Source organism: Nocardia sp. CA-135953 (assembly GCF_050955735.1).
GTDB lineage: Bacteria > Actinomycetota > Actinomycetes > Mycobacteriales > Mycobacteriaceae > Nocardia.
The window spans coordinates 971,195-991,799 of the sequence record NZ_CP192082.1; the positions used below are offsets into that span (position 1 = coordinate 971,195).

Sequence of the window (20,605 nt, forward strand, 5' to 3'; positions counted from 1 at the left end):
AGCACTCTGCTTTAGAATTGGAAACGTACAACCGCCAGAAGGTGAGTGATGGCAGACCAGCCCGAAGGTTCCGCCGAGTACACCGATGATTCACAGGAGAGATCCAGCGGCGTCGGCGAAAAGGCGGCGCGTGTGGCCAACGCGGCACACGACATCGGAGGTTTCATCAGGGCACAGCGAGAAGCTGCGCAAGTCTCGTTGCGTCAGCTCGCCACCCTGGCGGGAGTGAGCAATCCGTATCTCAGTCAGATCGAGCGCGGATTGCGTAATCCGTCCGCCGAAGTACTCGCGCAGATCGCCAAGGCACTGCGCGTCTCTTCGGAGGTGTTGTACGTACACGCCGGCTATCTCGAGCAGCGGCCGCACAGTCCGGTCCGGGATGCCCTGATTGCCGATACGTCGATCAGCGAACGGCAGAAGCAGGTGCTGCTGGAAATCTATGAATCGTTTCGCCGGGAAAACGGAGGAAGCGAACCAGGGGGGAACGAGTGGGACAGCGACGTTCCGAGCACATCACCAACTCCGCCACGCCAGGAGAACGAAGAATGACCGAAAACGCAAACATCAAGCCACTGTTCGCAACCGTCGGTGCCGGTGACGCCGTGTACGCCGCGGTTGTCGATGCGGTCACCCAGGTGCGTGAGCGCGCCGCCTCCACCGATGTCAGCGGTCGCGTGGATGAGGCCCGCGAGCGCTTCGCCAACGTGCCCGCCGATGTCCGGGCCCAGTTCGAGACGCTGCGCGAGCGGCTGTCCGGCCTGCCATCGGAGCTGCCGGAGGATCTCGCCGAGCTGCGCGAGAAGTTCACCTCGGAGGAGCTGAAGGCGCTCGCCGAGAAGTACTACACCCAGGTCCTGGACCTGTACGCGGATCTGGCCGTGCGCGGCGAGGAGACCGTCGAGCGGCTGCGCGCCAACCACCTGGTCGAGGATCAGATCGAGCGCGTCGAGACGCTGTACAAGGATGCGGCCAGCCGCGCCGAGGATGCGCTCGCCAAGGTCAACGAGCTGATCGGCCGCCCGGCCAAGGAAGAAGAAGAGGCCGAGGTCGGGCCGGTCGTCGAGGCCGAGGTCGTCGAGGTGACCACCGAGACCGAGCCCGCCGCCGAGGGCGTCGCCCCGGAGAAGGCGCCGGCCAAGAAGGCGCCTGCCGCCAAGAAGGCTCCGGCCAAGAAAGCGGCTCCCAAGAAGGCTTGAGGCCCTTCCCCCTCTCCACGCTGACGACCCCGCACACCGACGTGTGCGGGGTCGTTGCTCCTATGATGGGCTGGTGGACACAGTGCACGGATTGGCCAGCTGGATCTTGTACGGACTGCGGCTCTTGGCGCTCGGCGCGACAATTTTCGCGCTCATCCACGCCATCCGCCAGCGCCCGGACGCCTTCACCGCGGTCGACAAGCTGACCAAACCGATCTGGATCGCCATCCTCGGCGCGGCCCTGCTGTTCCTGTTGCTCTCGCTGAGCGTCACGAGTCTGCTTGCGCTGGTGTCGATTATCGCGACCGGCGTATACCTCGCCGATGTGCGGCCGAAGGTGGATGAGATTCAGCGCGGGCCGCGCTGGTAGTGACTACTCGCCGGAACGAATGATCTCTTCGATATTGCGCTCGGCCAGCGCACTGATCGTCAACGACGGGTTCACTGTTCCGGTGCTGCCGGGCACAGCCGCCCCGTCCATCACGTACAGGCCTCGATAGCCACGCACCCGACCGTAGGGGTCCGTCGCGCGTCCGATCACTGCGCCGCCCAACGGATGTGAGGTGAACGAGGCATCCGCCTCCAAGGCTGGTTGGGCGTTGGACGGGCAGTTGCAGGTCGCCTTGTTGTTGACTTCCCGCGCGTGGGCCAGGTAGCCGGCGGCGCCGTCGGGTGGCCACTGCAGGTTCACGCTCCCGTCGGTGGGGTTGTAGACGAACCGGCCGCGGGTGTCGTCGAGGACTATGCCCAGCGACGCGACAATGCCGACGTCGAAGGGCGTGGTGCCGGGCACGAACCAGTTTTCCAGCGATACGGGTGCGCCCGTCTCGTCCAGAATCCGGCTCGCAGACGGCGTGCCCTGGGTCCCTATCGCGACCGAGCTGGCAGGCCGCGCCAACGCGACATCGCCGTTGCCGCCCCAGCCTTCGCCGATGTGCTCGTTCAGATTCGGCAGCGCGCCCGTCGCCCGCGCGCGCACCAGCAGTTCGGAGGTGCCGACCGAGCCCGCGGCAAGGAACAGCTTGTCGCAGGTCAGTGTGCGGATGCGGAGCACCTCGCCGGTGGGCGCGAGTTTGGTCACGGCGACGGTATAGCGACCCGACTCCTCGCCGATGGCGTCCACGCGATGGCCGGGATAGATCTGGGCACGGCCGGTGTCCTCGGCATAACGCAGGTAGTTCTGGTTCAGATCGAACTTCGCGCCGTTGGAATTGCCGAGGTTCGAACAGCCGACAGTGGCCGACGGCGTCGATCGTCCGGTCAGCTCGTCGCGGATGACGTCCCAATTCCAACTGCCGTCGATGCGCTGCGGTGTATAGCCGGCCGCACGGAACTGTTCGTCCCAGCCCCGTGCGTGGGTGAACGCGAAGGAGTCGTAGATGTCGTTCGGTATCGGGCTCAGCCGCAACGTATTTCGGACCCTGGGGTAGAAGATGTCGTGCATCTCGCGGTAGTCGACCACCCCCTGGAAGACGTGGTCGAAGAACCGCTGCTCCGGCTCGATCATCACTCCGGTGAACACCACCGAGCCACCGCCCACACACGCACCGCGCCATACGTCCATGCCCGGGTAGCTGGAAACGTCGAGAACCCCGCCGAACGGATCGATCTGCACGGTGAGCCTGTTCGCGCCGGTAAAGGTCGTGCGATGCCAGAAGCCGCGGCCATCCGGAATCGTGTCGTTGGCGAAGATATTGCGCCACGGATCGTTCGGCCAGCGTGACCCTCGCTCGAGCACCGTGACCTCGGTCCCGGCTTGCGCCAGACGCAGCGCGGCGATCGCCCCCCCGAATCCGGATCCGATGACGACGGCGGGCAGATGATCGGCCGGATCCGGCAGCGGCGCGAAGATCTCCGGCACCAGCGTGCGGTACACCGGTGATTTCGGGCTCGGGCTGTAATCGTTTGCCCACGAATCATCTGCCCACGCCGCAAACGTGGTGCCACTCGCAAGACCCAGCATCGTCGCCGCCAGGCCAGCGCCCTTGACGAAACCGCGCCTGTCCATGGTGCCTCTCATCTGATCCGAAGGTCGCTCCATCAGCGCCGACAGCGTCGCTGCGCCCATAGCGGCTATCTATCATATGAAAAGGGGGAGTGGGAGGTGACGAGATCTTGATACGCGTATGGATCCGGTGGCTGATGATGCATGGCCTGCCACGGTTCTACCTGCTCTGGGCGGCGCGCCGGGGCGACCCCCTGGGGCAGATCGCCGTCGGTGCGGATCGTTTGCTCGGTTCGTCGCAGTACGTCGAGGAGATCCGGCGGCGGGGCCGGATACCCAGGATGTCGGGTTTGCGCGTGACCGCGGACTACGAACTGTGCCGACTCATCCTGCGCGACCGTCGCTTCAGCCAGGTCAGGCCCGACCATTCGGCCTTGCCCAAGCCGATCCGCTGGGTGATGACCAAAACGGATCCGGGACTGCCCAACCTCGCGGAGCCGCCCTCGATGCTGGTGACCGACCCGCCGGACCACACCCGCTATCGTCGCCTGGTCGGGCAGGCATTCACCCCGAGGGCGATCGCCAAACTGCGTGAGCGGGTTGTCGAAGTGACCGATGACCTGCTCGAACGCCTGGAATCGAAGCCGCGGCCGGATCTGATCGTCGACTATTGCGCACAGTTGCCGGTCGCGATCATCGCCGAGATTCTCGGGTTGCCCGCGCACATGCATTCGACCCTGCTGAAGTGGGGAGATTCCGGTGCGCCGCTGCTCGAACGCGGCCTGAGCTGGAGCACTTACCGCCACGCCATCGAAGATTTGGCCGAGGCCCAACGGTACTTCGACCAACACCTCGACCGGCTCACCGCCGAACCGGCCGACGACGTGCTCAGCATGCTGGTGACAGGTGGCGAGCTCTCCCGTCGCGAGCAGATGGCCAATGCGGCGCTGCTGCTTGACGCTGGATTCTTGACGACGGTGAATATGCTCGGCAATGGAATCGCCCTGCTGACAAGCCATCCGGACCAGCTGGAACTGCTGGCGGCACAGCCGGAGCTGTGGCCACGCGCGGTCGAGGAAGTCTTGCGCTACGACGGTCCGGTGCGGATGACGGGCCGAGTCACGAACTGCGAGGTCGACCTCGCCGATCAGCGCGTCGAATCCGGTTCCCTGGTCCTGCTGTCGTTGGCGGGCGCCAACTACGACCCCGCCGTCTTCCCTGATCCCGAACGATTCGATGTGACCAGGGCCAATGCCGCGGATCACCTTGCGTTCGGCAGCGGGGTGCACGGCTGCCTGGGAGCCACGCTGGCTCGATTGGAGGGCTCCATCGCGCTGCGAGCCCTGTTCGAGCGATACCCGGATCTGTCCTTGGACGGTCCACCGATCCCACATCCCCTGCGCAATCTGCACGCCTACCGCTCCATGCCCGTCAAGCTGCGCGCCTGAGCCCGGTTGGGGATGGCAGGGGCGTATCGAGTGCTCGCTGCGTGCGCGGGTAGCCATCGACGCGACCGCCTGCGCCTGCAGGCCTGGGCCGGACGCTATCCGGATCGCGTCGCGAAGCAGGCATGTGCAGTACTGCTGACCAACACCGCGCCGAGTCGACTGATCGCCGAGACGACTGTCCTGCCGTTCTTCAATGCACCACTCCCGTTGCTCAATCGGCGAATTCGGCTGCCGCACAAGATAGGCCGACTAGGCCTCGGCTCTCCGCTGGTCTTCCCGCCGATGGCCCCGGTCAAGTGGGCCTTCACCCGGCAGATCATGAGCCCGCGCTGCACCGGCGACGTAGTCGACTACAGCCTGGCCGTCGTCCGCTCCTGCCCGGCCCGCGTCCGTGCGAAATTCGGAATCCTGCTCGCCGAACTGGATCTCGGTGAATCGGCCCGAAGCCTCGTCGTGCCGACCACAATCCTGGCCGGTGAGTTCGACGATATGACGCCGCCGGTGCACGCCGAGCGAATCGCCGAAATGCTCAGGGAGACCGGCAGTCTGGTCAAATACGAGGTGCTCCCGCAGGGGCATCTGGGAAATACCGAGATGCACGAGCGGTTCAACGAGGAACTGGAGCTGGTCCTCGATTCGGTGCGTCAGCCCGCAAAGGCAGCGGGGTAGGCCTCCTAGGAGAAGACCACGGTGCGGCGGCCGTGGACCAGGACGCGGCCCTCGAGGTGCCAGCGGAGGCCGCGCGCCAGGACCACGCGCTCGATGTCGCGGCCTTGGCGGACCATATCGCGGACCTCGTCGGCGTGGTCGATGCGGATGACGTCCTGTTCGATGATCGGGCCCGCGTCGAGTTCGGCGGTGACGTAGTGGCAGGTCGCGCCGATCAGCTTGACGCCGCGGGCGAAGGCCTGGTGGTAGGGCCGAGCGCCGACGAACGATGGCAGGAAGCTGTGGTGGATATTGATCGCCTTGCCCGCCCAGTGCTCGCAGAGTTCGGCGGGGAGCACCTGCATGAAGCGGGCCAGGACGACGGCGTGCGGATCGTGAGCATCGACCAGGGCGCGCACCTCCTCGAAGGCCGGGCCGCGTTCGGCCGGATCCTTCGGGAACGGCACGTGGTGGAATTTCACCCCGTGCGCCTCGGTCATCCCGGCGAGGTCCGGGTGGTTGCCGATCACCGCTTCGATGGTGGCGGGCAGTTCACCGCTCGCGGCGCGTCCGAGCAGGTCGTGCAGGCAGTGGCCGTCCTTGCTGACCAGTAGTACGGCCCGGCGACGCTCACCGGAGTCGAGCAGCTGCCACTCGGTCTCCGGGCCGAAGTCGGCCGCGACCCCGGCGAACCGGTCGCGCAGTTCCGCGATACCGAACGGCACCGTCGATGCCTTGATCGCCTGACGGGTGAAGAACCAGCCGATATCCGGGTCGGAGTGGTAGCCCGCCTCCACGATGGACCCCCCGAACTCGGCGATGAAGGAGGTGATCCTGGCAATGATGCCCGGACGGTCCGGGCACCCGAGGGTGAGCACGAAGCGTCGGTCGTCCAGGACAGGTGGAGCGGAACTCATGGGCTAATCCTCCCAGGTCGACTATGCGCACCTGCGGCACCCCGCCCCGGGCAAGTGTTGAGCGAAGGTCGCGGGAAAGCCGACAATGGAAATGTGACGCGGGTGAAGTTCGTACGACAGCTCGATGGGCTGACGTACGAATTCGTCCGCGATGGCTGGGCCTACGGCTACCCGTCCTACAAGCGCATCGATCACGACCTCTGGTGCCGCCGCCTCCCGGACTTCGGCTGGTCGATCTGCACCGATTCCGGCGAAGTCCTGAGCCGCCCCTTCGACGACCCCGGCCAAGGCCCCCTCCCACCCGAAGGCGCCTGGGTCTCCCGCAACCACGAACGCTCCTACCTCTACCACCTCCTCCTCCACCACCACCCCTGACCCGCCGAGAATGTATTCCTGGAGCGCAACTCTCGACGTTTGCCTCCACCATTACATGGTGATCTTGAAGTCGGCCGCCCTGGCTGTATCGGAAGCGCCACCTGGTGAGCTGTTGTGTGAATTCCAGGCCTCGGCGTTCCTGGGGCCGCATCCCAAGCCGCGCCTGCCAACCCACCTGGACCTCCCGATGACCGGGGCGCCCCCGACATCGCGTGGATCCCCAATTCCTGCTGGTGTCTGCAATTCCTGCTGGTGTCTGCAATTCCTGCTGGTGTCTGCAACTCCCGCTGGCATCCCCAACTCCTGCTGGCATCCCCAACTTCCGTTAGGTTCTCCTGGCTCCTGGCTCCTGGCTCCTGGCTCCTGGCTCCTGGCTCCTGGCTCCTGGCCCCAGCCGGACTACAGTTCGTAAAACGGCTCCGCGTAACGGAATTCGCCGGTGATCTGCGAGTCGTACGCCGACAACGCCCGCACCTGGAAGTGGGAAACCCAGGCCGGTTCATCGGGCGTGATGCCGAGGCGGGCGGCGGGGGTGAAGCCGAATTGGGGGTAGTAGTCGATGCTTCCGGCCAAACCGATCAGGGGTTCGTCGAGGGCGTCGGCGGCGCCGATGGCGGCGTGCATCAAGGCCGCGCCGACACCATTGCCCTGATGTTCGGCCAGGACGCCGATCGGGCCGAGCGCGAGCACCGGGAACGGGCCGACACCCGCGCGGGTGAGGCAGACATGGCCGATGACGGTGTCGTATTCGACGGCGACCATCGAGAGGGTGGGGATCCAGCCGGAGTCGCTGCGCAGCCGGGTGACGAGGTCGACCTCGGGTGGGTCCGCGGCGCTGTCGTCGGTGAATTCGGCCGTCTCCCGGTCGTTATCGGTATTCGCGTACTGCGGTCCGAAGGCGCTGCGGTGGACGGCCGCGATCGCGGCGGCATCGTCGGCGCGTTCGCGACGGATCAGCACGGTGTCGTCTCCTCCCGAACGAATGGGCCATCCGCAACTGCGCAACTGTCGGCTGGGCAGTCGCAAAGCGATGTCCGTAGCTCCACCGACAGTATCGAGTGTGCGCGATGTGTCGCCAGGCGCGCAATGGAATTCGCCACCGGTATGCCAGACTCTCACCCTGTGGCAAATTCCGCGTCGCTGACCAGGGCCGAAGTGGCCGCCATGATCGATCACACGCTGCTGGCGCCGGAGGCGACGGCCGCGGAGGTGAACGCTTTGGTCACGGAGGCAAGCGAACTCGGCGTGTACGCGATCTGCGTATCGCCGTCCATGTTGCCGATTCGAGCGTCCGGCGTGGTGGTCGCGGCGGTCGCCGGATTCCCTTCTGGGAAGCACCATTCGCTCGTCAAGGGGGCCGAGGCGCGTCTCGCGGTCGAACAGGGCGCGGCCGAGGTCGATATGGTGATCGATGTCGGAGCCGCGCGCGCAGGCGATTACGGCGCGGTGCTGTCCGACATCGTGACGGTGCGCGAGGCGATGGGGGATCGCGCGGTGCTCAAGGTGATCATCGAATCGGCGGTGCTTTCCGATGCTGCGATCGTCGAGGTCTGCCGCGCCGCCCAACGTGCCGGTGCCGATTTCGTGAAGACCTCCACGGGATTTCACCCCTCCGGTGGTGCCAGCGTGCACGCCGTCCAGCTCATGGCCGAGACCGTCGGCGGGCGGCTCGGTGTGAAGGCCAGCGGCGGCATCCGCACCGCCGAGGCCGCCGCCGAACTGATCGCGGCGGGCGCGACCCGTCTCGGACTCTCGAAATCCCGTGCGGTGCTGGCGGGATTCCCCGCCTGATCCCGAGTCCGACAATCAGGGTTGTGGATTCGACGACGTTCAGCAGCTGACGCTGCCGCTGCTGTCCTGCGCGGCGGGCAGTTCGGTCCGCCCACCCGCGAGCTTCACCGCGATGCCATTATCGGTGACCTTGACCTCGGTGGCCTTCAGACCGAGCGGGTAGCTCTGCAGACTCTGCGTGAACACCTCGACGATGCCCGACACCAGATCGGTCGGTATCCCCATCCCGAGCAGCGCCGCCGACTTCGTCTCGACCTGCACGGTGCCGTCCTTGATCTCCGGCTTCACCTGCAACTGCGCGAGGCCGCCCAGCACATCCAGGGTCAGCATCCCGGTCGACGCGGACGACGACACGCCGCTGACCAGGCCGCCGAGCGTTTCCCGGATGCCGTCGTTGCCCCAGGTGACATCGGCCGACGAGCTGCCGACGGTGCTGCCGCTGCCGCTATTGCTGACATCGACATTGTTGAACCTGGCGTGCACCACCATGCCGACGGCCGGACCGAACTTGGAATCGTCGCTGTCCACCTTCACCTGATCGACCTTTCCGTCGATCCAGGTGATCAGCATGGGTTTGGCTCCGAAGCTCACATCGATCTTCGAACCCATATCCTTCTCGAATTGTGTGCTGATGCACCGTGAAACCTGGTATCGCGCGTATGCCTCCCCGCCGACCAGCACGGTAGCGAGCAGAATCGCTACCACAACGAGGGCGATCACCAGGGCGCGCCGGTTTACCGTCAGGGTGGATGGGCTCTTCGTACTCATGCGCTCGATTCTTCCCCACGTTTCTGTGCTCGTTCTGAGGGCGCTGTGAGGGGTTCGATTGTGACATGCGACACAGAGTTCGAGCGTAGCCTGGTCGACATGGCTGGCGATGCGGCGGGCCGCGCACTCGATTCCACCGAGCACGGGTGGCGTGTGCTGCGGCGATCGGCCGAACGCCATGCCGGGTTCTTCACTACCAGGCAGGTGCTGCGCGCCGGATGTGAGGCCCACGTTCGCGCCGGTCTCGGCGACGGCTCGGTGACGCGGGCCGGGGTCGGAGTATTGCGGCTGGCCGATTGGCCGACCGGCCCGCTCGACGAATACGCCATGTGGGCGGCCTGGTTCGACGGCGCCGCCGCGGTATCGCATCAGAGTGCTGCGGAGTTGCACGGACTCGGGCGACTACGGCCGCGCTTCCTGCATATGTCGGTCGGTGCGGGACGGCCGCCGGTCACCCCGCGACTGGTGGTGCTGCGCCGCCCGCTGATTCCGGCCGATCTCGAACCCGCGGGTGGATTTATGGTGACCACGCCCGTGCGCACGGTGCTCGATCTGGCCGAGGCCGCTATCGGGCAACCCGCATTGAATGAGGTGGTCGGCGACGCGGTCGCCATCCACCGCTGCGGTGCCGATGAAATCCGTTCCGCGAGTGTGCGACTGCCCCCGCGTGCGGCGGCTCGCGTGCGCCGGGCTCTCACCGCCGCGTGATCGGCGCGGTGAAGCCGCGAATGATCCGATTCGGCTATCAATTCGATCGATCTCCGGTTTTGCCCGGCGTCCCGACTCGAAATTCCATTCCGCGGAACGCTATTGGCCGAGGAGGCGCTGTGGCAGCAGCTCACCGACTGGCGTCGCCGTGGCATTATCGAGCCCGCCTTCGCAGCGGCGGTGGAGCGGGTGATCGATCATCCGGAGTGGTTGTCGCTGCCCGGTTTCCGGGTGATCGTCATCGGGGCGGCGGCCGAACTCGCCCCGCTGCGGCCGCTACTGCGATGGGGTGCCGACGTGCTCGCGATAGACCTGCCAGGACCGCGGCGGTGGCGCGAGATTTCGGATATCGCGCAGGCCGGGGCGGGTCGGCTGCGCTATCCCGTCACGGTCGGACCCGGTGCGGATATCACCAGGCAGTTCCCGGCATTGGTGCATTGGATTCGCGCGCAGTTCGACCACGACGCCCGCCCGGTATTCGGCCTGTACGCGAATGGTCTCGGGACCGCAAGGGGTTCGACTGGCCGCCGCAGACTGGAAGCTATGGGCCTGCCCACCTGACTGCGAAAGTAGGCCGGGTACGGCACCGACGCGCCCATCATCACCCAGCAAAACCACAGGACGCCAAACCACCCTGAGCCACCGTACCCGACGAGCACCCCATTTCAAGATCAGGTGGAATCTATGGCGGCATCGGTCGAGAAGCCCGATCCACCAGTGTCACCTGATCTCGATCTAAGGGGTTGTGTTGGGTGCGACGGTGGGCCAGGGGACGGAGAGGACGCAGTCGCGCATGCGGCGGCGGTAAGTGCGGACGGGGAGACCCTCTTGGCGCAGGTATTCCGCGGCGGTGCGCCAGCGGACTCGGGGGCCGAAGGGGGCGAGCGGGGCGGCACGGGCCCATGCGCGATCGGCGGCCGTCAAGAGCGCGTGGATCGGCTCGCCGGGAATGTTGCGGTGGATCAACACCTTCGGCAGGCGCTCGGCGATATCGGACGGACGCTCGACCGTGAACGGATCCCAGGCCAGGGTGAGTGAGCGCGGACCGGATCGATCCAGCAGCACCCAGGCGCAGCGTCTGCCCAGCTCATCGCAGGTTCCGTCGACGAGCAAACCGTCCGGATCCATCCCGGACAGGATGGTGGCCCACGCATCGGGAACGGCGGTTTCCGGATATTGCCGCAGCACATTGAACGCGCGCACCAGCGCCGGTCGCAGCCCGGCCAATTCGAATCCGCCGCGCGCGAAGATCACGCCGTCGCGGCCGGGCACCACCCGTTCCGGATCGATCTCCAGCCCGACCACCCGCACATCCGCGCGGACCCTGCGCAGCCGGACCGCCAACTCCAGCGTGGTCCACGGACTCGCCCCATAACCGAGATCGACGACCAGCGGATCGGCCGCACTGCGCAGTCGACCGGTGACCAGTTCGTCGTGGATCAGCCAGCGGTCGCTGCGTCGCAATCGGTTGACACCGGTGGTGCCCCTGGTGATGGTGCCGACCGGTCTCAGCGGGTCGGGTTTTGCTCTTCCAGCCACTTCACTGTCTGCTCGGCCTCGCCGCGGAACAGGTCGACCAGGTTGACCAGCATCAGCTGTTCGAGTCGCGGGCCGACCATCGGGATGAACACCTTGGCCTCGGAGGAGAACCGCATGGTGCAGCCGGTATCGGTGGGGAACAGGCGAATGGTGCCGCCGAGGCTGCCCGGCCCGGCCGGTATCGAGGCCGAGAACTTGCCGACGGACTCGTTCTCGTCGAACGGTCCCCAGCTCTCCTTGCGGGTGATGACCATGTCCTTGCGCATGACCGCCTGCGCGATCTCCGGCAGCATGTCGCGCGGCAGGATGTGATCGAGCACGACTTCGATACCGGAATCGCTGACATCGAGGCTGACGACTTCACTGCCCGGCGCTAATTTCGACATCTCCGCGCACCGGTCGTCCCAGTACTCCCGGGTCGACAGCGCCGCGTACAGCTCCTTGGTGGTGTGCAGCGGGAAGCGGGCGGAATAGTCCAGTCGGCGGGCCATGAGGGGTTACGTTACCGGGACCGGCTGCCGCCCCATCGCTCGGCGGTAGGTCTGGGGATTCGCACAATCGTCACACCCACGCCACGCGGAATCCGCACATCGTCCGAACAGAATCGCGGTATGAACAGCTCAGCGCTCGGCGAGCCAGTTGTTCGTGAACTCTTCCTCGTTCGCCAACAGTTCGGTCAACCGCTCCGCGATCGCGGTCTCGATCTTCGCGCCGAACAGCGGAATCTTCACCTCGATGGTGCCCTTGGTCTCGGCCACCGAACCGGAGCCGTCGGCTGTGAGCTCGATGGTCCCGTTGACCTCGGCGGGCGCACCCTCGACCCGCGCGGTGAAGGTGGCCGAATCGCCGGTCCAGCTCTCGGTGCGCGGGATGATCAGATCGCCGGGCCGCACCGCGGTGATCGCGGCAGGCAGCAGATCGGCGGCGATGACCTGCACCATCTCGACCTTGACCTGGCCGCCATTGACGGTGACCGAGTCCAGCCGGGCATTATCGCCACCCACCTCGGCGATGCGGTCCTTCCAGTACTGCTCATCGGCGAAGGCCGCGCGTACGGCGGCAACCGGATGCGAGTAGCGAGCCGTGTACGCCAGGGGTGTAGCCATGGTCGAACACGCTACCGTCTGGGGCGTGCAAACTTCACGGGTGGTGTCGGCGGACCGGCTGCGCGAGCTGCTGGTCGATAGCGGCGCGCGGCTGCGCGAATCGGTGCGGCTGGCCGAGCTGACCACATTGCGGATCGGCGGTCCGGCCACTGTCGCGGAATGTGCGACGACCGAAGCACTGGTCGCGACCGTCCGGACGCTGGACACCGCCGGCATTCCACTACTGCTGCTCGCAGGCGGATCCAACCTGCTCATCGGCGACGACGGCTTCGACGGTGTCGTGGTACTGGTGCGCAACGAGACCGTCGAGATCGGCGCGCACGGTGTGGTCGCCGAGGCGGGTGCGAACTGGGACGCGGTGGTCGCGGCCACGATCGAGGCCGGTCTCGGCGGGCTGGAATGCCTGTCGGGCATCCCCGGATCGGCCGGTGCGACGCCGGTACAGAATGTCGGGGCATACGGCGTCGAGGTCGAAAGCCTGCTGCGCGGGGTGCGCCTGCTGGATCGCGCGAGCGGCGAGATCCGCTGGATCGAACCGGCCGAGCTCGGCTTCGGCTACCGCACCAGTGCACTCAAGCATCGCGATACCGCCGTGGTGCTCGCGGTGGACTTCGCACTCAACTCCGACGGCGCGAGCGCACCGCTGCGCTACGGCGAACTCGCGAACGCACTCGGCGCGGGCAACGGCGACTCCCGGCCCGCCGATCAGGTCCGGGCGGCGGTGCTGAAGTTGCGTGCGGGCAAGGGCATGGTGCTCGACACCGCCGATTACGACACCTGGAGTGCGGGCTCGTTTTTCACCAATCCGGTGGTTCCGGTGCACCGCGTCGAGGCAGTGAAGGCTGCGATCATCGCCCATGTGGGCGACGTCACGATCCCGACTTATCCGGCCCACGACGGCGTCAAATTCTCCGCGGGCTGGCTCATCGAGCGGGCGGGCTTCGCCAAGGGATTTCCGGGCCATGACGCGCCGGCCCGGCTGTCCACGAAACATACGCTGGCCTTGACCAACCGCGGCAGCGCGACCGCCGCCGATCTGGTCGCACTGGCCCGCACCGTCCGCGACGGTGTCGCCGAGCGATTCGGTATCCGGCTGGAGCCGGAGCCGGTACCCATCGGAGTCGCTCTTTAAACGGTGAAACGGACACCGCACTCTTCGCAAGGCCGGTCGGACGGTTTTCGCCGCGTAAATTCGATGAAGTGAGCCATCATCCAGTCATCCACAGACCGGCCGCCGCCGTCTCCGCCGTGCTGCTCGTGGTGGTCGCGCTGGTGGCCGGATGCACATCCGACAAAGGCGGAAACAGCAACTCCGCTCAAGACAACACCCCCGTCGCGAAGGTCACGCTGACACCGGGCACCGACACCAAGAACGTCAATCCGACCGCACCGATCTCGGTCACCGTCACCGACGGCACCATCGATCAGATCGCGCTGACCAACGCCAACGGCAAGCAGGTCGCCGGTGAACTCGCCGCGGACAGGCACAGCTACCGGACCACCGAACCGCTCGGCTACGACGCCAAATACACCTGGTCCGGCACCGTGGTCGGCACCGACCACAAGCCGGTCCCGATCGACGGCGCCTTCACCACGCTGGCACCGAAGAACACCTTCCCCGCGACGCTCAATATCGCCGATAACCAGGAAGTCGGCATAGCCGCCCCGATCATCTTGCAGTTCAAGGGATCTGTGCAGAACAAGGCCGCGGTGGAGAAGGCGCTCACCATCACCACCAATCCACCGACCGAGGGCGCGTGGGCCTGGTTCCCGGACGACAACGGGGGCTCGCGCGTGCACTGGCGGCCGAAGGATTACTGGGCGCCCGGCACCACCGTGCACGTCGCGGCCAAGCTCTACGGCCTGGATCTCGGCGGCGGAAACTATGGATATTCCGATCTCACGTCGGATTTCCGCATCGGCCGCAGCCAGATCGTCAAGGCCAGCGCACCGAGCCATCGTATGCAGGTCGTGCGCGACGGACAGGTCGTCGTCGATATCCCGGTCAGCTACGGCGAGGGCAATGAGGCGCGCAATGTCACTCGCTCCGGTGTGCACGTCGTCACCGAGAAGTACGAAGACTTCATGATGTCGAATCCGCCGTTCTACACCAATGTTCGCGAACGCTGGGCCGTACGCATCTCGAACAATGGCGAATTCATCCACGCCAATCCGGAATCCCTTTCGGCACAGGGGTCTTCGAATGTCACCAACGGCTGCATCAACCTGTCGCCGAGTGACGCGCAGGCCTACTTTCCGACCGCGCTCTACGGCGATCCGGTCGAGGTGACCGGCACGTCGATCGCACTGTCGGCCGCCGACGGCGATCTCTACGACTGGACCATCGACTGGAATACCTGGACCGGGCTGTCGGCATTGCAGGGCGAACCCAAGAATCCGGTGTCCGCGACACCGGTGCCGCCGTTGCCCGCCGGCGGTCGCTGAGCTAGGCAAACCCGGCGCGACATGCGACGATCGGTCAGGTGACCAGCAGACCAGCCACGGGGGACAACCTGCGCGAGCTCGCGCGCCTGCGTCGGGTCCGCGACCGGATCGACCGGGAGTACGCGCAGCCGCTCGACGTCGAGCGGCTGGCCCGCGACGAGCACATATCGGCCGGTCACCTGAGCCGCCAGTTCAAGCTCGCCTACGGCGAGTCGCCGTACTCCTATCTGATGACGCGGCGCATCGAGCGCGCGATGTCGCTGTTGCGGCGTGGCGATCTGAGCGTGACCGAGGTCTGTTTCGCGGTCGGCTGCCAGTCGCTGGGCACCTTCAGCACACGGTTCACCGAGCTGGTCGGAATGCCGCCGAGCGCCTACCGGGAGCAGGCCGAGCACACCACGGTGGATCTGCCGACGCTCGTCGTGAAACGGGTGACGAGACCGATCAGGAATAGAGAAGCGCCGGTCAACTAGGGGCAACTAGCGTGAACGCCATGGACATCATCATTCAAGCGAGCTTCCTCCCACAGGACGACCCGGAGGCCGCTCTGGCCTTCTACCGCGACGCCCTCGGCTTCGAGCTGCGCAGAGACGTCGGATTCAACGGGATGCGCTGGCTCACCGTCGGCCCGGTCGACCAGCCGGGCACATCCATCGTCCTGCACCCGCCGACCGCCGACCCCGGCATCACCGACGACGAGCGCCGCACCATCGCCGAGATGATGGCCAAGGGCACCTACGCCAGCATCCTGCTGGCTACCAAGGATGTCGACGCCGCCTTCGAGAAGGTGCAGGCCACCAATGCCGAGGTCGTCCAGGAGCCGACCGATCAGCCATACGGGGTTCGCGATTGCGCCTTCCGCGATCCCGCCGGAAACATGGTCCGTATCCAACAGTTGAGCTGAGCCTTCTGACAATCGCCGCGCTCGACGCCGGTGGCGGCCGCAAGCCACCGGTGTCGACCCCCATGGCGAGCAAATTTGCCACGACAGAACTACCGAACGCACTGCTCGAAGCTGATTAGATCGAGCCAGTCGACTCCGACCCAGACCGCGCACGCGCCCCGCGCAACCAGATGGAGAACCGATCAGTTATGGCCGAGAAGACGGACACGCAAGCTCACGCTGCCGACAGCCACGATCTGATCCGCGTGCTCGGCGCACGCGTGAACAACCTCAAAGACATCAGCATCGAGATCCCGAAGCGCCGATTGACGGTGTTCACCGGTGTTTCCGGCTCGGGCAAGAGTTCGCTGGTATTCGACACCATCGCCGCGGAGTCGCAGCGGCTGATCAACGAGACCTATAGCACCTTCGTGCAGGGCTTCATGCCCACGCTGGCGCGCCCCGAGGTCGACGTGCTCGACGGGCTGACCACCGCGATCATCGTCGACCAGCAGCGCATGGGCGCCGACCCGCGCTCCACGGTCGGCACCGCCACCGACGCGAGTGCCATGTTGCGCATCCTGTTCAGCCGACTCGGCAAGCCGCATATCGGCTCGCCGCAGGCGTTCTCCTTCAATGTCGCCTCGATCAGCGGCGCGGGTGCGGTCGCGATCGAGCGCGCCGGGAAGACAGTGAAGGAGCGCCGCAGCTTCAGCATCACCGGCGGCATGTGTCCGCGCTGTGAGGGGAGGGGGTCGGTCAACGATATCGATCTGACCCAGCTGTACGACGACACCAAATCGCTGAACGAGGGTGCGCTCACCATCCCCGGCTACAGCATGGACGGTTGGTTCGGCCGCATCTTCACCGGTTGCGGCTTCTTCGACCCGGACAAGCCGATCAAGAAGTACAACAAGCGCGAACTCAACGATCTGCTTTACAAAGAGCCGACCAAGATCAAGGTCGATGGCATCAACCTGACCTACGAGGGTCTGATCCCGCGGATCCGCAAGTCGATGCTTGCCAAGGACGTCGACGCGCTGCAGCCGCATATCCGCGCCTTCGTGGAGCGGGCGGTCACCTTCCAGATCTGCCCCGAATGCGACGGCACCCGACTCAGCGAACTGGCGCGCTCGTCGAAGATCAAGGGCATCAGCATCGCCGACGCCTGCGCCATGCAGATCAGCGATCTGGCCGAATGGGTCAGCGGGCTGAAGGAGCCGTCGGTGGCGCCGCTGCTGACCTCGCTGCGGCACACCCTCGACTCGTTCGTGGAAATCGGACTCGGATACCTGTCGCTGGAACGGCCCGCGGGCACGCTGTCGGGTGGTGAGGCGCAGCGCGTCAAGATGATCCGCCACCTCGGCTCCTCACTCACCGACGTCACCTACGTATTCGACGAGCCCACCGCGGGGCTGCACCCGCATGACATCCAGCGGATGAACGAACTGCTGCTGCGGCTGCGGGACAAGGGCAATACGGTGCTCGTCGTCGAGCACAAGCCGGAGACGATCGTCATCGCCGACCACATCGTCGACCTGGGTCCGGGCGCGGGTACCGGCGGCGGCACCGTCTGCTTCGAGGGCAGCGTCGATGGGCTGCGCGGCAGTGGCACCATTACCGGCCGCCACTTCGACGACCGCGCGGCGCTGAAGAAGACGGTCCGAAAGTCGAACGGCGCGTTGGAGATTCGCGGTGCATCGACCAACAACCTGCGGGATGTCGATGTAGACATTCCGCTCGGTGTGCTCGCGGTCATCACCGGCGTCGCGGGTTCGGGCAAGAGCTCGCTGGTGCACGGCTCCATTCCGGCCGGTGCTGATGTGGTGTCGGTCGATCAGGGCGCGATCCGCGGCTCCCGCCGAAGCAACCCGGCGACCTACACCGGACTGCTCGACCCGATCCGCAAAGCATTCGCGAAGGAAAACGGCGTCAAGCCAGCGCTTTTCAGCGCCAATTCGGAGGGCGCATGCCCCAATTGCAATGGCGCGGGCGTCATCTACACCGACCTGGCGGTCATGGCCGGTGTCGCCACCACCTGTGAGGAATGCGAGGGCAAACGGTTCCAGGCCGCGGTGCTCGAGTACCACCTCGGCGGCCGCGATATCAGCGAGGTACTCGCGATGTCGGTGACCGAGGCGCGGGAGTTCTTCAGCGACGGCGCGGCGCGCACACCGGCCGCGGAGAAGATCCTGGACCGGCTCGCCGATGTCGGGCTCGGCTACCTCACCCTCGGTCAGCCGCTCACCACGCTGTCCGGCGGCGAGCGGCAGCGGCTCAAGCTGGCCACCCATATGGCGGACAAGGGCGGCGTCTACGTCCTCGACGAGCCGACGACGGGCCTGCATCTCGCCGATGTCGAACAGCTGCTCGGCCTGCTCGACCGGCTGGTCGACTCGGGTAAGTCGGTCATCGTCATCGAGCACCACCAGGCGGTAATGGCCCATGCCGACTGGATCATCGACCTCGGTCCCGGCGCGGGCCACGACGGCGGCAAGATCGTCTTCGAGGGCACGCCCGCCGACCTGGTCGCCGAGCGGGCCACCCTGACCGGCGAACACCTGGCAGCATACATCGGCGCCTGAATGAAAACGCCCCCGCTCGGGAGAACCGTGCGGGGGCGAAACATATTCGGCGCGTGGCAATTACCGCGCGTTCTCCTTGACGAGCGAACCGTCCTTACCGAACGATTCGGTGTCGACGACCGCATCCTTGTGCCGCTCGGCGAGCAGATCGCGAATTTCGATGAGCAATTCGATCTCGGACGGCTCGGCCACCTTGGCGGTGCCGAAGCGGTTCTTCAGTGTCTTCATCGGCACCATCAGCACGAAGTACAGCACCGCCGCGACCAGCACGAAGTCGACGAGCGCGGTGATGATCGGCCCGATGGCGACGAAGGTGGCCGGCTTACCCGAGACCAGCTGAACGCCGAGTCCCAGCTCATTGGTCTTACCCAATACCGCGAGCAGCGGATTGATGATTCCTTTTGTCACCGCCGTCACCACCGAGGTGAACGCGGTACCCATGACCACCGCGACGGCGAGATCGATGACGTTCCCGCGCATCAGGAAATCTTTGAAACCCTTGAGCATGAGCCGAGTTACTCCAATCTGGTCAAATGCGTTTCAAACACCCGATGCTAGCGCTCGCCCTACTCCGGAGCGAACTCACAGCAATCGGGAAACGCTCATTCGGATGGAGTATCGTCGATTCCCTCAGCCGCGGCGAGCGAAGCGTCCGGGACCGGCCTGGTCACGGGGCTTGACGATGATCTGGTCCAGATTCACATGGGACGGTCGCGACGCCACGAACCCGATGATCTCCGCGATGTCCTGAGCGACCAGCGGATCAATGCCCTCGTACACCTTGGCGGCACGCTCCTCGTCTCCGGCGAATCGCACCAGCGAGAACTCGGTTTCCACTGCGCCGGGCGCGATTTCGGTGAGCCGCACCGGCTGTCCGAGCAGTTCGCCGCGCAATGTGCGGTGCAGTACGGCCTGCGCGTGCTTGGCCGAGGTGTAGCCGGAGCCGTTGTCGTAGGCCTCGAAGGCGGCGACCGAGGTGATGGTCACGACGAGCCCGTCGCCCGAGGCGATCAGCTTCGGCAGCAACGCCTTGGTCACCCGCAGCGTGCCGAGCACATTGGTTTCCCACATCCAGCGCCAGTCGTCCAGATCCGCCTCGGCCACCGGTGCCAGACCCTTCGCGCCGCCCGCATTGTTGACGAGCACATCGGCGTTCTCGATCGCTTCGGTGAACGCGCCAACGGAATCGTCCGAGGTCACATCGAGTTCGATTGCGGTGCCACCGATTTCGTCGGCGAGGCGCCGCAGCCGATCGAGCCTGCGCGCACCGACGACCACGTGATAGCCCTGTTCGGCGAGTTCCCGGGCGGTGGCCTCCCCGATTCCCGAGCTGGCTCCGGTGACGACGGCAGTGCGAATGCTCATGATCGCGATCCTAGGATCCCGCACCGGCCCGGCCGCCGTTAGCCTCGGTGGCATGGCTATTCGGGAAGCGGTCAGTGCGGACGGGACGAGCATCGTCTATCGGGTCGGCGGCCCGGCCGACGGCAGGCCGCTGGTGCTGGTACACGGCTGGTCGGCCAATTTGCGGTGCTGGGGCGCGGCCGCGGACGAGCTGGCCGAGCGCTTCCGGGTGCTCGCCGTCGACCTGCGCGGCCACGGCTACTCCGACGCCCCGGAAACCGGCTACGACGATCCGAAGAACTGGGCCGCCGATATCGCCGCGGTGCTCGGCGCCGAGGGCATCCGATCCGATGCGGTGCTGCTCGGCTGGTCCTACGGCGGCATCGTGATCAGCGACTATCTGACCGCCTACGGCACCGGCGCGGTCGCGGGCGTCATCTACTCGGGTTCGATGGCCAATATTGGTCGCGCACCCGGTGCGGAGACCGGTTCGGCCATGCAGGAGGCCATTCCCGGTGTATTCGAGGAGAGTGCGGGTAGGGCGTTGCGCGCGTTCGGCGCCTTCGGCAATGCCAATACCGGACCCGGCCCGGACAAAGGCGTCGATGCGCAGCGCATCTTCGGTGCGAGCCTCGGCACACCGCCCCGGGTGCGCAAGGCGCTGTTCTACCGAACCGTCGACAACACCGAAACGCTACGTGCCCTGGACATTCCGGTGCTGGTCCTGCACGGAACCAAGGATCCGGTCGTGCCGATCGAGAACGGTCGCTACATCCTCGACGCGGTGCCCGACGGCCGCGGTTCGTTCTGGGAGGGCGCGCAGCACGGGCTGTTCATCGAGGATCGGGCGCGCTTCGTCGCCGAGGTGAGCGCGTTCGTCGACGGTCTTGATTAACCGTCCGAAATT

The 20,605-nt window shown here is 66.0% G+C and carries 24 protein-coding genes; 15 read left to right on the top strand and 9 right to left on the bottom strand.

Annotated elements, in window-relative coordinates; all coding sequences use genetic code 11:
• The first annotated feature begins 48 nt into the window (after positions 1 to 48).
• The 3 genes from ACQPXH_RS04595 (at position 49) to ACQPXH_RS04605 (ending at position 1,566) form a co-directional block, all read left to right on the top strand.
• Positions 49 to 549 carry a helix-turn-helix domain-containing protein gene (locus ACQPXH_RS04595; protein ID WP_433601100.1) on the top strand — a complete coding sequence of 167 codons (501 nt, stop codon included), beginning with the start codon at positions 49 to 51 and terminating at the stop codon, positions 547 to 549.
• On the top strand, positions 546 to 1,196 hold the full coding sequence (locus tag ACQPXH_RS04600) for a heparin-binding hemagglutinin (protein WP_433601101.1): 651 nt from the start codon (positions 546 to 548) through the stop codon (positions 1,194 to 1,196). The genes ACQPXH_RS04595 and ACQPXH_RS04600 overlap by 4 nt, the downstream gene beginning before the upstream one ends.
• Before the next feature lie 73 nt (positions 1,197 to 1,269).
• On the top strand, positions 1,270 to 1,566 hold the full coding sequence (locus ACQPXH_RS04605) for a DUF2516 family protein (protein ID WP_433601102.1): 297 nt from the start codon (positions 1,270 to 1,272) through the stop codon (positions 1,564 to 1,566).
• Positions 1,567 to 1,569: 3 nt separating this feature from the next.
• Here the strand turns inward: ACQPXH_RS04605 and ACQPXH_RS04610 are convergent, their stop codons facing one another.
• Positions 1,570 to 3,204: a GMC oxidoreductase gene (locus tag ACQPXH_RS04610; protein WP_433601103.1), complete on the bottom strand. Its 1,635-nt coding sequence runs from the start codon at positions 3,202 to 3,204 to the stop codon at positions 1,570 to 1,572.
• Between the two features lie 134 nt (positions 3,205 to 3,338).
• Here ACQPXH_RS04610 and ACQPXH_RS04615 point away from each other — a divergent pair, with 134 nt between their 5' ends.
• Both ACQPXH_RS04615 and ACQPXH_RS04620 read left to right on the top strand, forming a co-directional pair.
• Positions 3,339 to 4,589: a cytochrome P450 gene (locus ACQPXH_RS04615; protein WP_433601104.1), complete on the top strand. Its 1,251-nt coding sequence runs from the start codon at positions 3,339 to 3,341 to the stop codon at positions 4,587 to 4,589.
• 30 nt (positions 4,590 to 4,619) lie between these two features.
• Entirely contained in the window at positions 4,620 to 5,258 is a 639-nt protein-coding gene (locus tag ACQPXH_RS04620) for an alpha/beta fold hydrolase (RefSeq protein WP_433601105.1), read from the top strand.
• A 5-nt stretch (positions 5,259 to 5,263) separates the two neighbouring features.
• Here ACQPXH_RS04620 and purU read toward each other — a convergent pair whose 3' ends face one another.
• Positions 5,264 to 6,154 (bottom strand): formyltetrahydrofolate deformylase, encoded by an 891-nt coding sequence (purU, locus tag ACQPXH_RS04625; RefSeq protein ID WP_040696337.1) that lies wholly within the window; start codon positions 6,152 to 6,154, stop codon positions 5,264 to 5,266.
• 93 nt (positions 6,155 to 6,247) lie between these two features.
• Between purU and ACQPXH_RS04630 the strand changes: the two genes are divergently transcribed.
• Complete coding sequence (locus tag ACQPXH_RS04630; RefSeq protein WP_433601106.1) at positions 6,248 to 6,529, top strand: hypothetical protein; 282 nt, start codon at positions 6,248 to 6,250, stop codon at positions 6,527 to 6,529.
• Between the two features lie 399 nt (positions 6,530 to 6,928).
• Here ACQPXH_RS04630 and ACQPXH_RS04635 read toward each other — a convergent pair whose 3' ends face one another.
• The gene (locus ACQPXH_RS04635; protein ID WP_433601107.1) at positions 6,929 to 7,489 is read right to left on the bottom strand and encodes a GNAT family N-acetyltransferase; all 561 of its coding nucleotides are present in this window, start codon (positions 7,487 to 7,489) and stop codon (positions 6,929 to 6,931) included.
• Positions 7,490 to 7,633: 144 nt separating this feature from the next.
• On the opposite strand from ACQPXH_RS04635, the gene deoC reads away from it, so the two are divergent.
• The gene (gene deoC / locus ACQPXH_RS04640) at positions 7,634 to 8,320 is read left to right on the top strand and encodes a deoxyribose-phosphate aldolase (protein ID WP_433601108.1); all 687 of its coding nucleotides are present in this window, start codon (positions 7,634 to 7,636) and stop codon (positions 8,318 to 8,320) included.
• 39 nt (positions 8,321 to 8,359) lie between these two features.
• Here deoC and ACQPXH_RS04645 read toward each other — a convergent pair whose 3' ends face one another.
• Complete coding sequence (locus ACQPXH_RS04645) at positions 8,360 to 9,088, bottom strand: LmeA family phospholipid-binding protein (RefSeq protein WP_433601109.1); 729 nt, start codon at positions 9,086 to 9,088, stop codon at positions 8,360 to 8,362.
• Positions 9,089 to 9,187: 99 nt separating this feature from the next.
• Here ACQPXH_RS04645 and ACQPXH_RS04650 point away from each other — a divergent pair, with 99 nt between their 5' ends.
• Positions 9,188 to 9,796, top strand: a complete 609-nt coding sequence (locus ACQPXH_RS04650; protein ID WP_433601110.1) for a hypothetical protein — start codon at positions 9,188 to 9,190, stop codon at positions 9,794 to 9,796.
• Positions 9,797 to 9,898: 102 nt separating this feature from the next.
• Positions 9,899 to 10,357, top strand: coding sequence for a hypothetical protein (locus ACQPXH_RS04655; RefSeq protein WP_433601111.1), 459 nt, complete (start codon positions 9,899 to 9,901; stop codon positions 10,355 to 10,357).
• Between the two features lie 174 nt (positions 10,358 to 10,531).
• Here the strand turns inward: ACQPXH_RS04655 and ACQPXH_RS04660 are convergent, their stop codons facing one another.
• The 3 genes from ACQPXH_RS04660 to ACQPXH_RS04670 form a co-directional block, all read right to left on the bottom strand.
• On the bottom strand, positions 10,532 to 11,335 hold the full coding sequence (locus tag ACQPXH_RS04660; RefSeq protein ID WP_433601112.1) for a class I SAM-dependent methyltransferase: 804 nt from the start codon (positions 11,333 to 11,335) through the stop codon (positions 10,532 to 10,534).
• Positions 11,305 to 11,826, bottom strand: a complete 522-nt coding sequence (locus ACQPXH_RS04665) for a DUF2505 domain-containing protein (protein WP_433601113.1) — start codon at positions 11,824 to 11,826, stop codon at positions 11,305 to 11,307. The genes ACQPXH_RS04660 and ACQPXH_RS04665 overlap by 31 nt, the downstream gene beginning before the upstream one ends.
• A 129-nt stretch (positions 11,827 to 11,955) precedes the next feature.
• Positions 11,956 to 12,441 carry a DUF2505 domain-containing protein gene (locus ACQPXH_RS04670; protein ID WP_433601114.1) on the bottom strand — a complete coding sequence of 162 codons (486 nt, stop codon included), beginning with the start codon at positions 12,439 to 12,441 and terminating at the stop codon, positions 11,956 to 11,958.
• Here ACQPXH_RS04670 and ACQPXH_RS04675 point away from each other — a divergent pair.
• The 5 genes from ACQPXH_RS04675 to ACQPXH_RS04695 all read left to right on the top strand — a co-directional run bounded on the left by ACQPXH_RS04675 (position 12,440) and on the right by ACQPXH_RS04695 (position 18,354).
• Positions 12,440 to 13,573 carry a UDP-N-acetylmuramate dehydrogenase gene (locus ACQPXH_RS04675; RefSeq protein WP_433601115.1) on the top strand — a complete coding sequence of 378 codons (1,134 nt, stop codon included), beginning with the start codon at positions 12,440 to 12,442 and terminating at the stop codon, positions 13,571 to 13,573. The two genes, ACQPXH_RS04670 and ACQPXH_RS04675, sit on opposite strands and share 2 nt — an antisense overlap.
• A gap of 68 nt (positions 13,574 to 13,641) precedes the next feature.
• A complete protein-coding gene (locus ACQPXH_RS04680; RefSeq protein ID WP_433601116.1) occupies positions 13,642 to 14,886 on the top strand; it encodes a L,D-transpeptidase in 1,245 nt (414 codons plus the stop codon).
• 38 nt (positions 14,887 to 14,924) lie between these two features.
• Positions 14,925 to 15,359, top strand: a complete 435-nt coding sequence (locus ACQPXH_RS04685) for a helix-turn-helix transcriptional regulator (protein WP_433601117.1) — start codon at positions 14,925 to 14,927, stop codon at positions 15,357 to 15,359.
• Between the two features lie 20 nt (positions 15,360 to 15,379).
• Positions 15,380 to 15,790 carry a VOC family protein gene (locus ACQPXH_RS04690; protein ID WP_433603304.1) on the top strand — a complete coding sequence of 137 codons (411 nt, stop codon included), beginning with the start codon at positions 15,380 to 15,382 and terminating at the stop codon, positions 15,788 to 15,790.
• 188 nt (positions 15,791 to 15,978) lie between these two features.
• On the top strand, positions 15,979 to 18,354 hold the full coding sequence (locus ACQPXH_RS04695) for an ATP-binding cassette domain-containing protein (protein ID WP_433601118.1): 2,376 nt from the start codon (positions 15,979 to 15,981) through the stop codon (positions 18,352 to 18,354).
• A gap of 60 nt (positions 18,355 to 18,414) precedes the next feature.
• Here the strand turns inward: ACQPXH_RS04695 and mscL are convergent, their stop codons facing one another.
• Both mscL and ACQPXH_RS04705 read right to left on the bottom strand, forming a co-directional pair.
• Positions 18,415 to 18,861 (bottom strand): large conductance mechanosensitive channel protein MscL, encoded by a 447-nt coding sequence (gene mscL / locus ACQPXH_RS04700; RefSeq protein ID WP_433601119.1) that lies wholly within the window; start codon positions 18,859 to 18,861, stop codon positions 18,415 to 18,417.
• A 123-nt stretch (positions 18,862 to 18,984) separates the two neighbouring features.
• Positions 18,985 to 19,719 (bottom strand): SDR family NAD(P)-dependent oxidoreductase, encoded by a 735-nt coding sequence (locus tag ACQPXH_RS04705; RefSeq protein ID WP_433601120.1) that lies wholly within the window; start codon positions 19,717 to 19,719, stop codon positions 18,985 to 18,987.
• Positions 19,720 to 19,771: 52 nt separating this feature from the next.
• Here ACQPXH_RS04705 and ACQPXH_RS04710 point away from each other — a divergent pair, with 52 nt between their 5' ends.
• Positions 19,772 to 20,593, top strand: a complete 822-nt coding sequence (locus ACQPXH_RS04710; protein WP_433601121.1) for an alpha/beta fold hydrolase — start codon at positions 19,772 to 19,774, stop codon at positions 20,591 to 20,593.
• Positions 20,594 to 20,605: the final 12 nt, after the last annotated feature.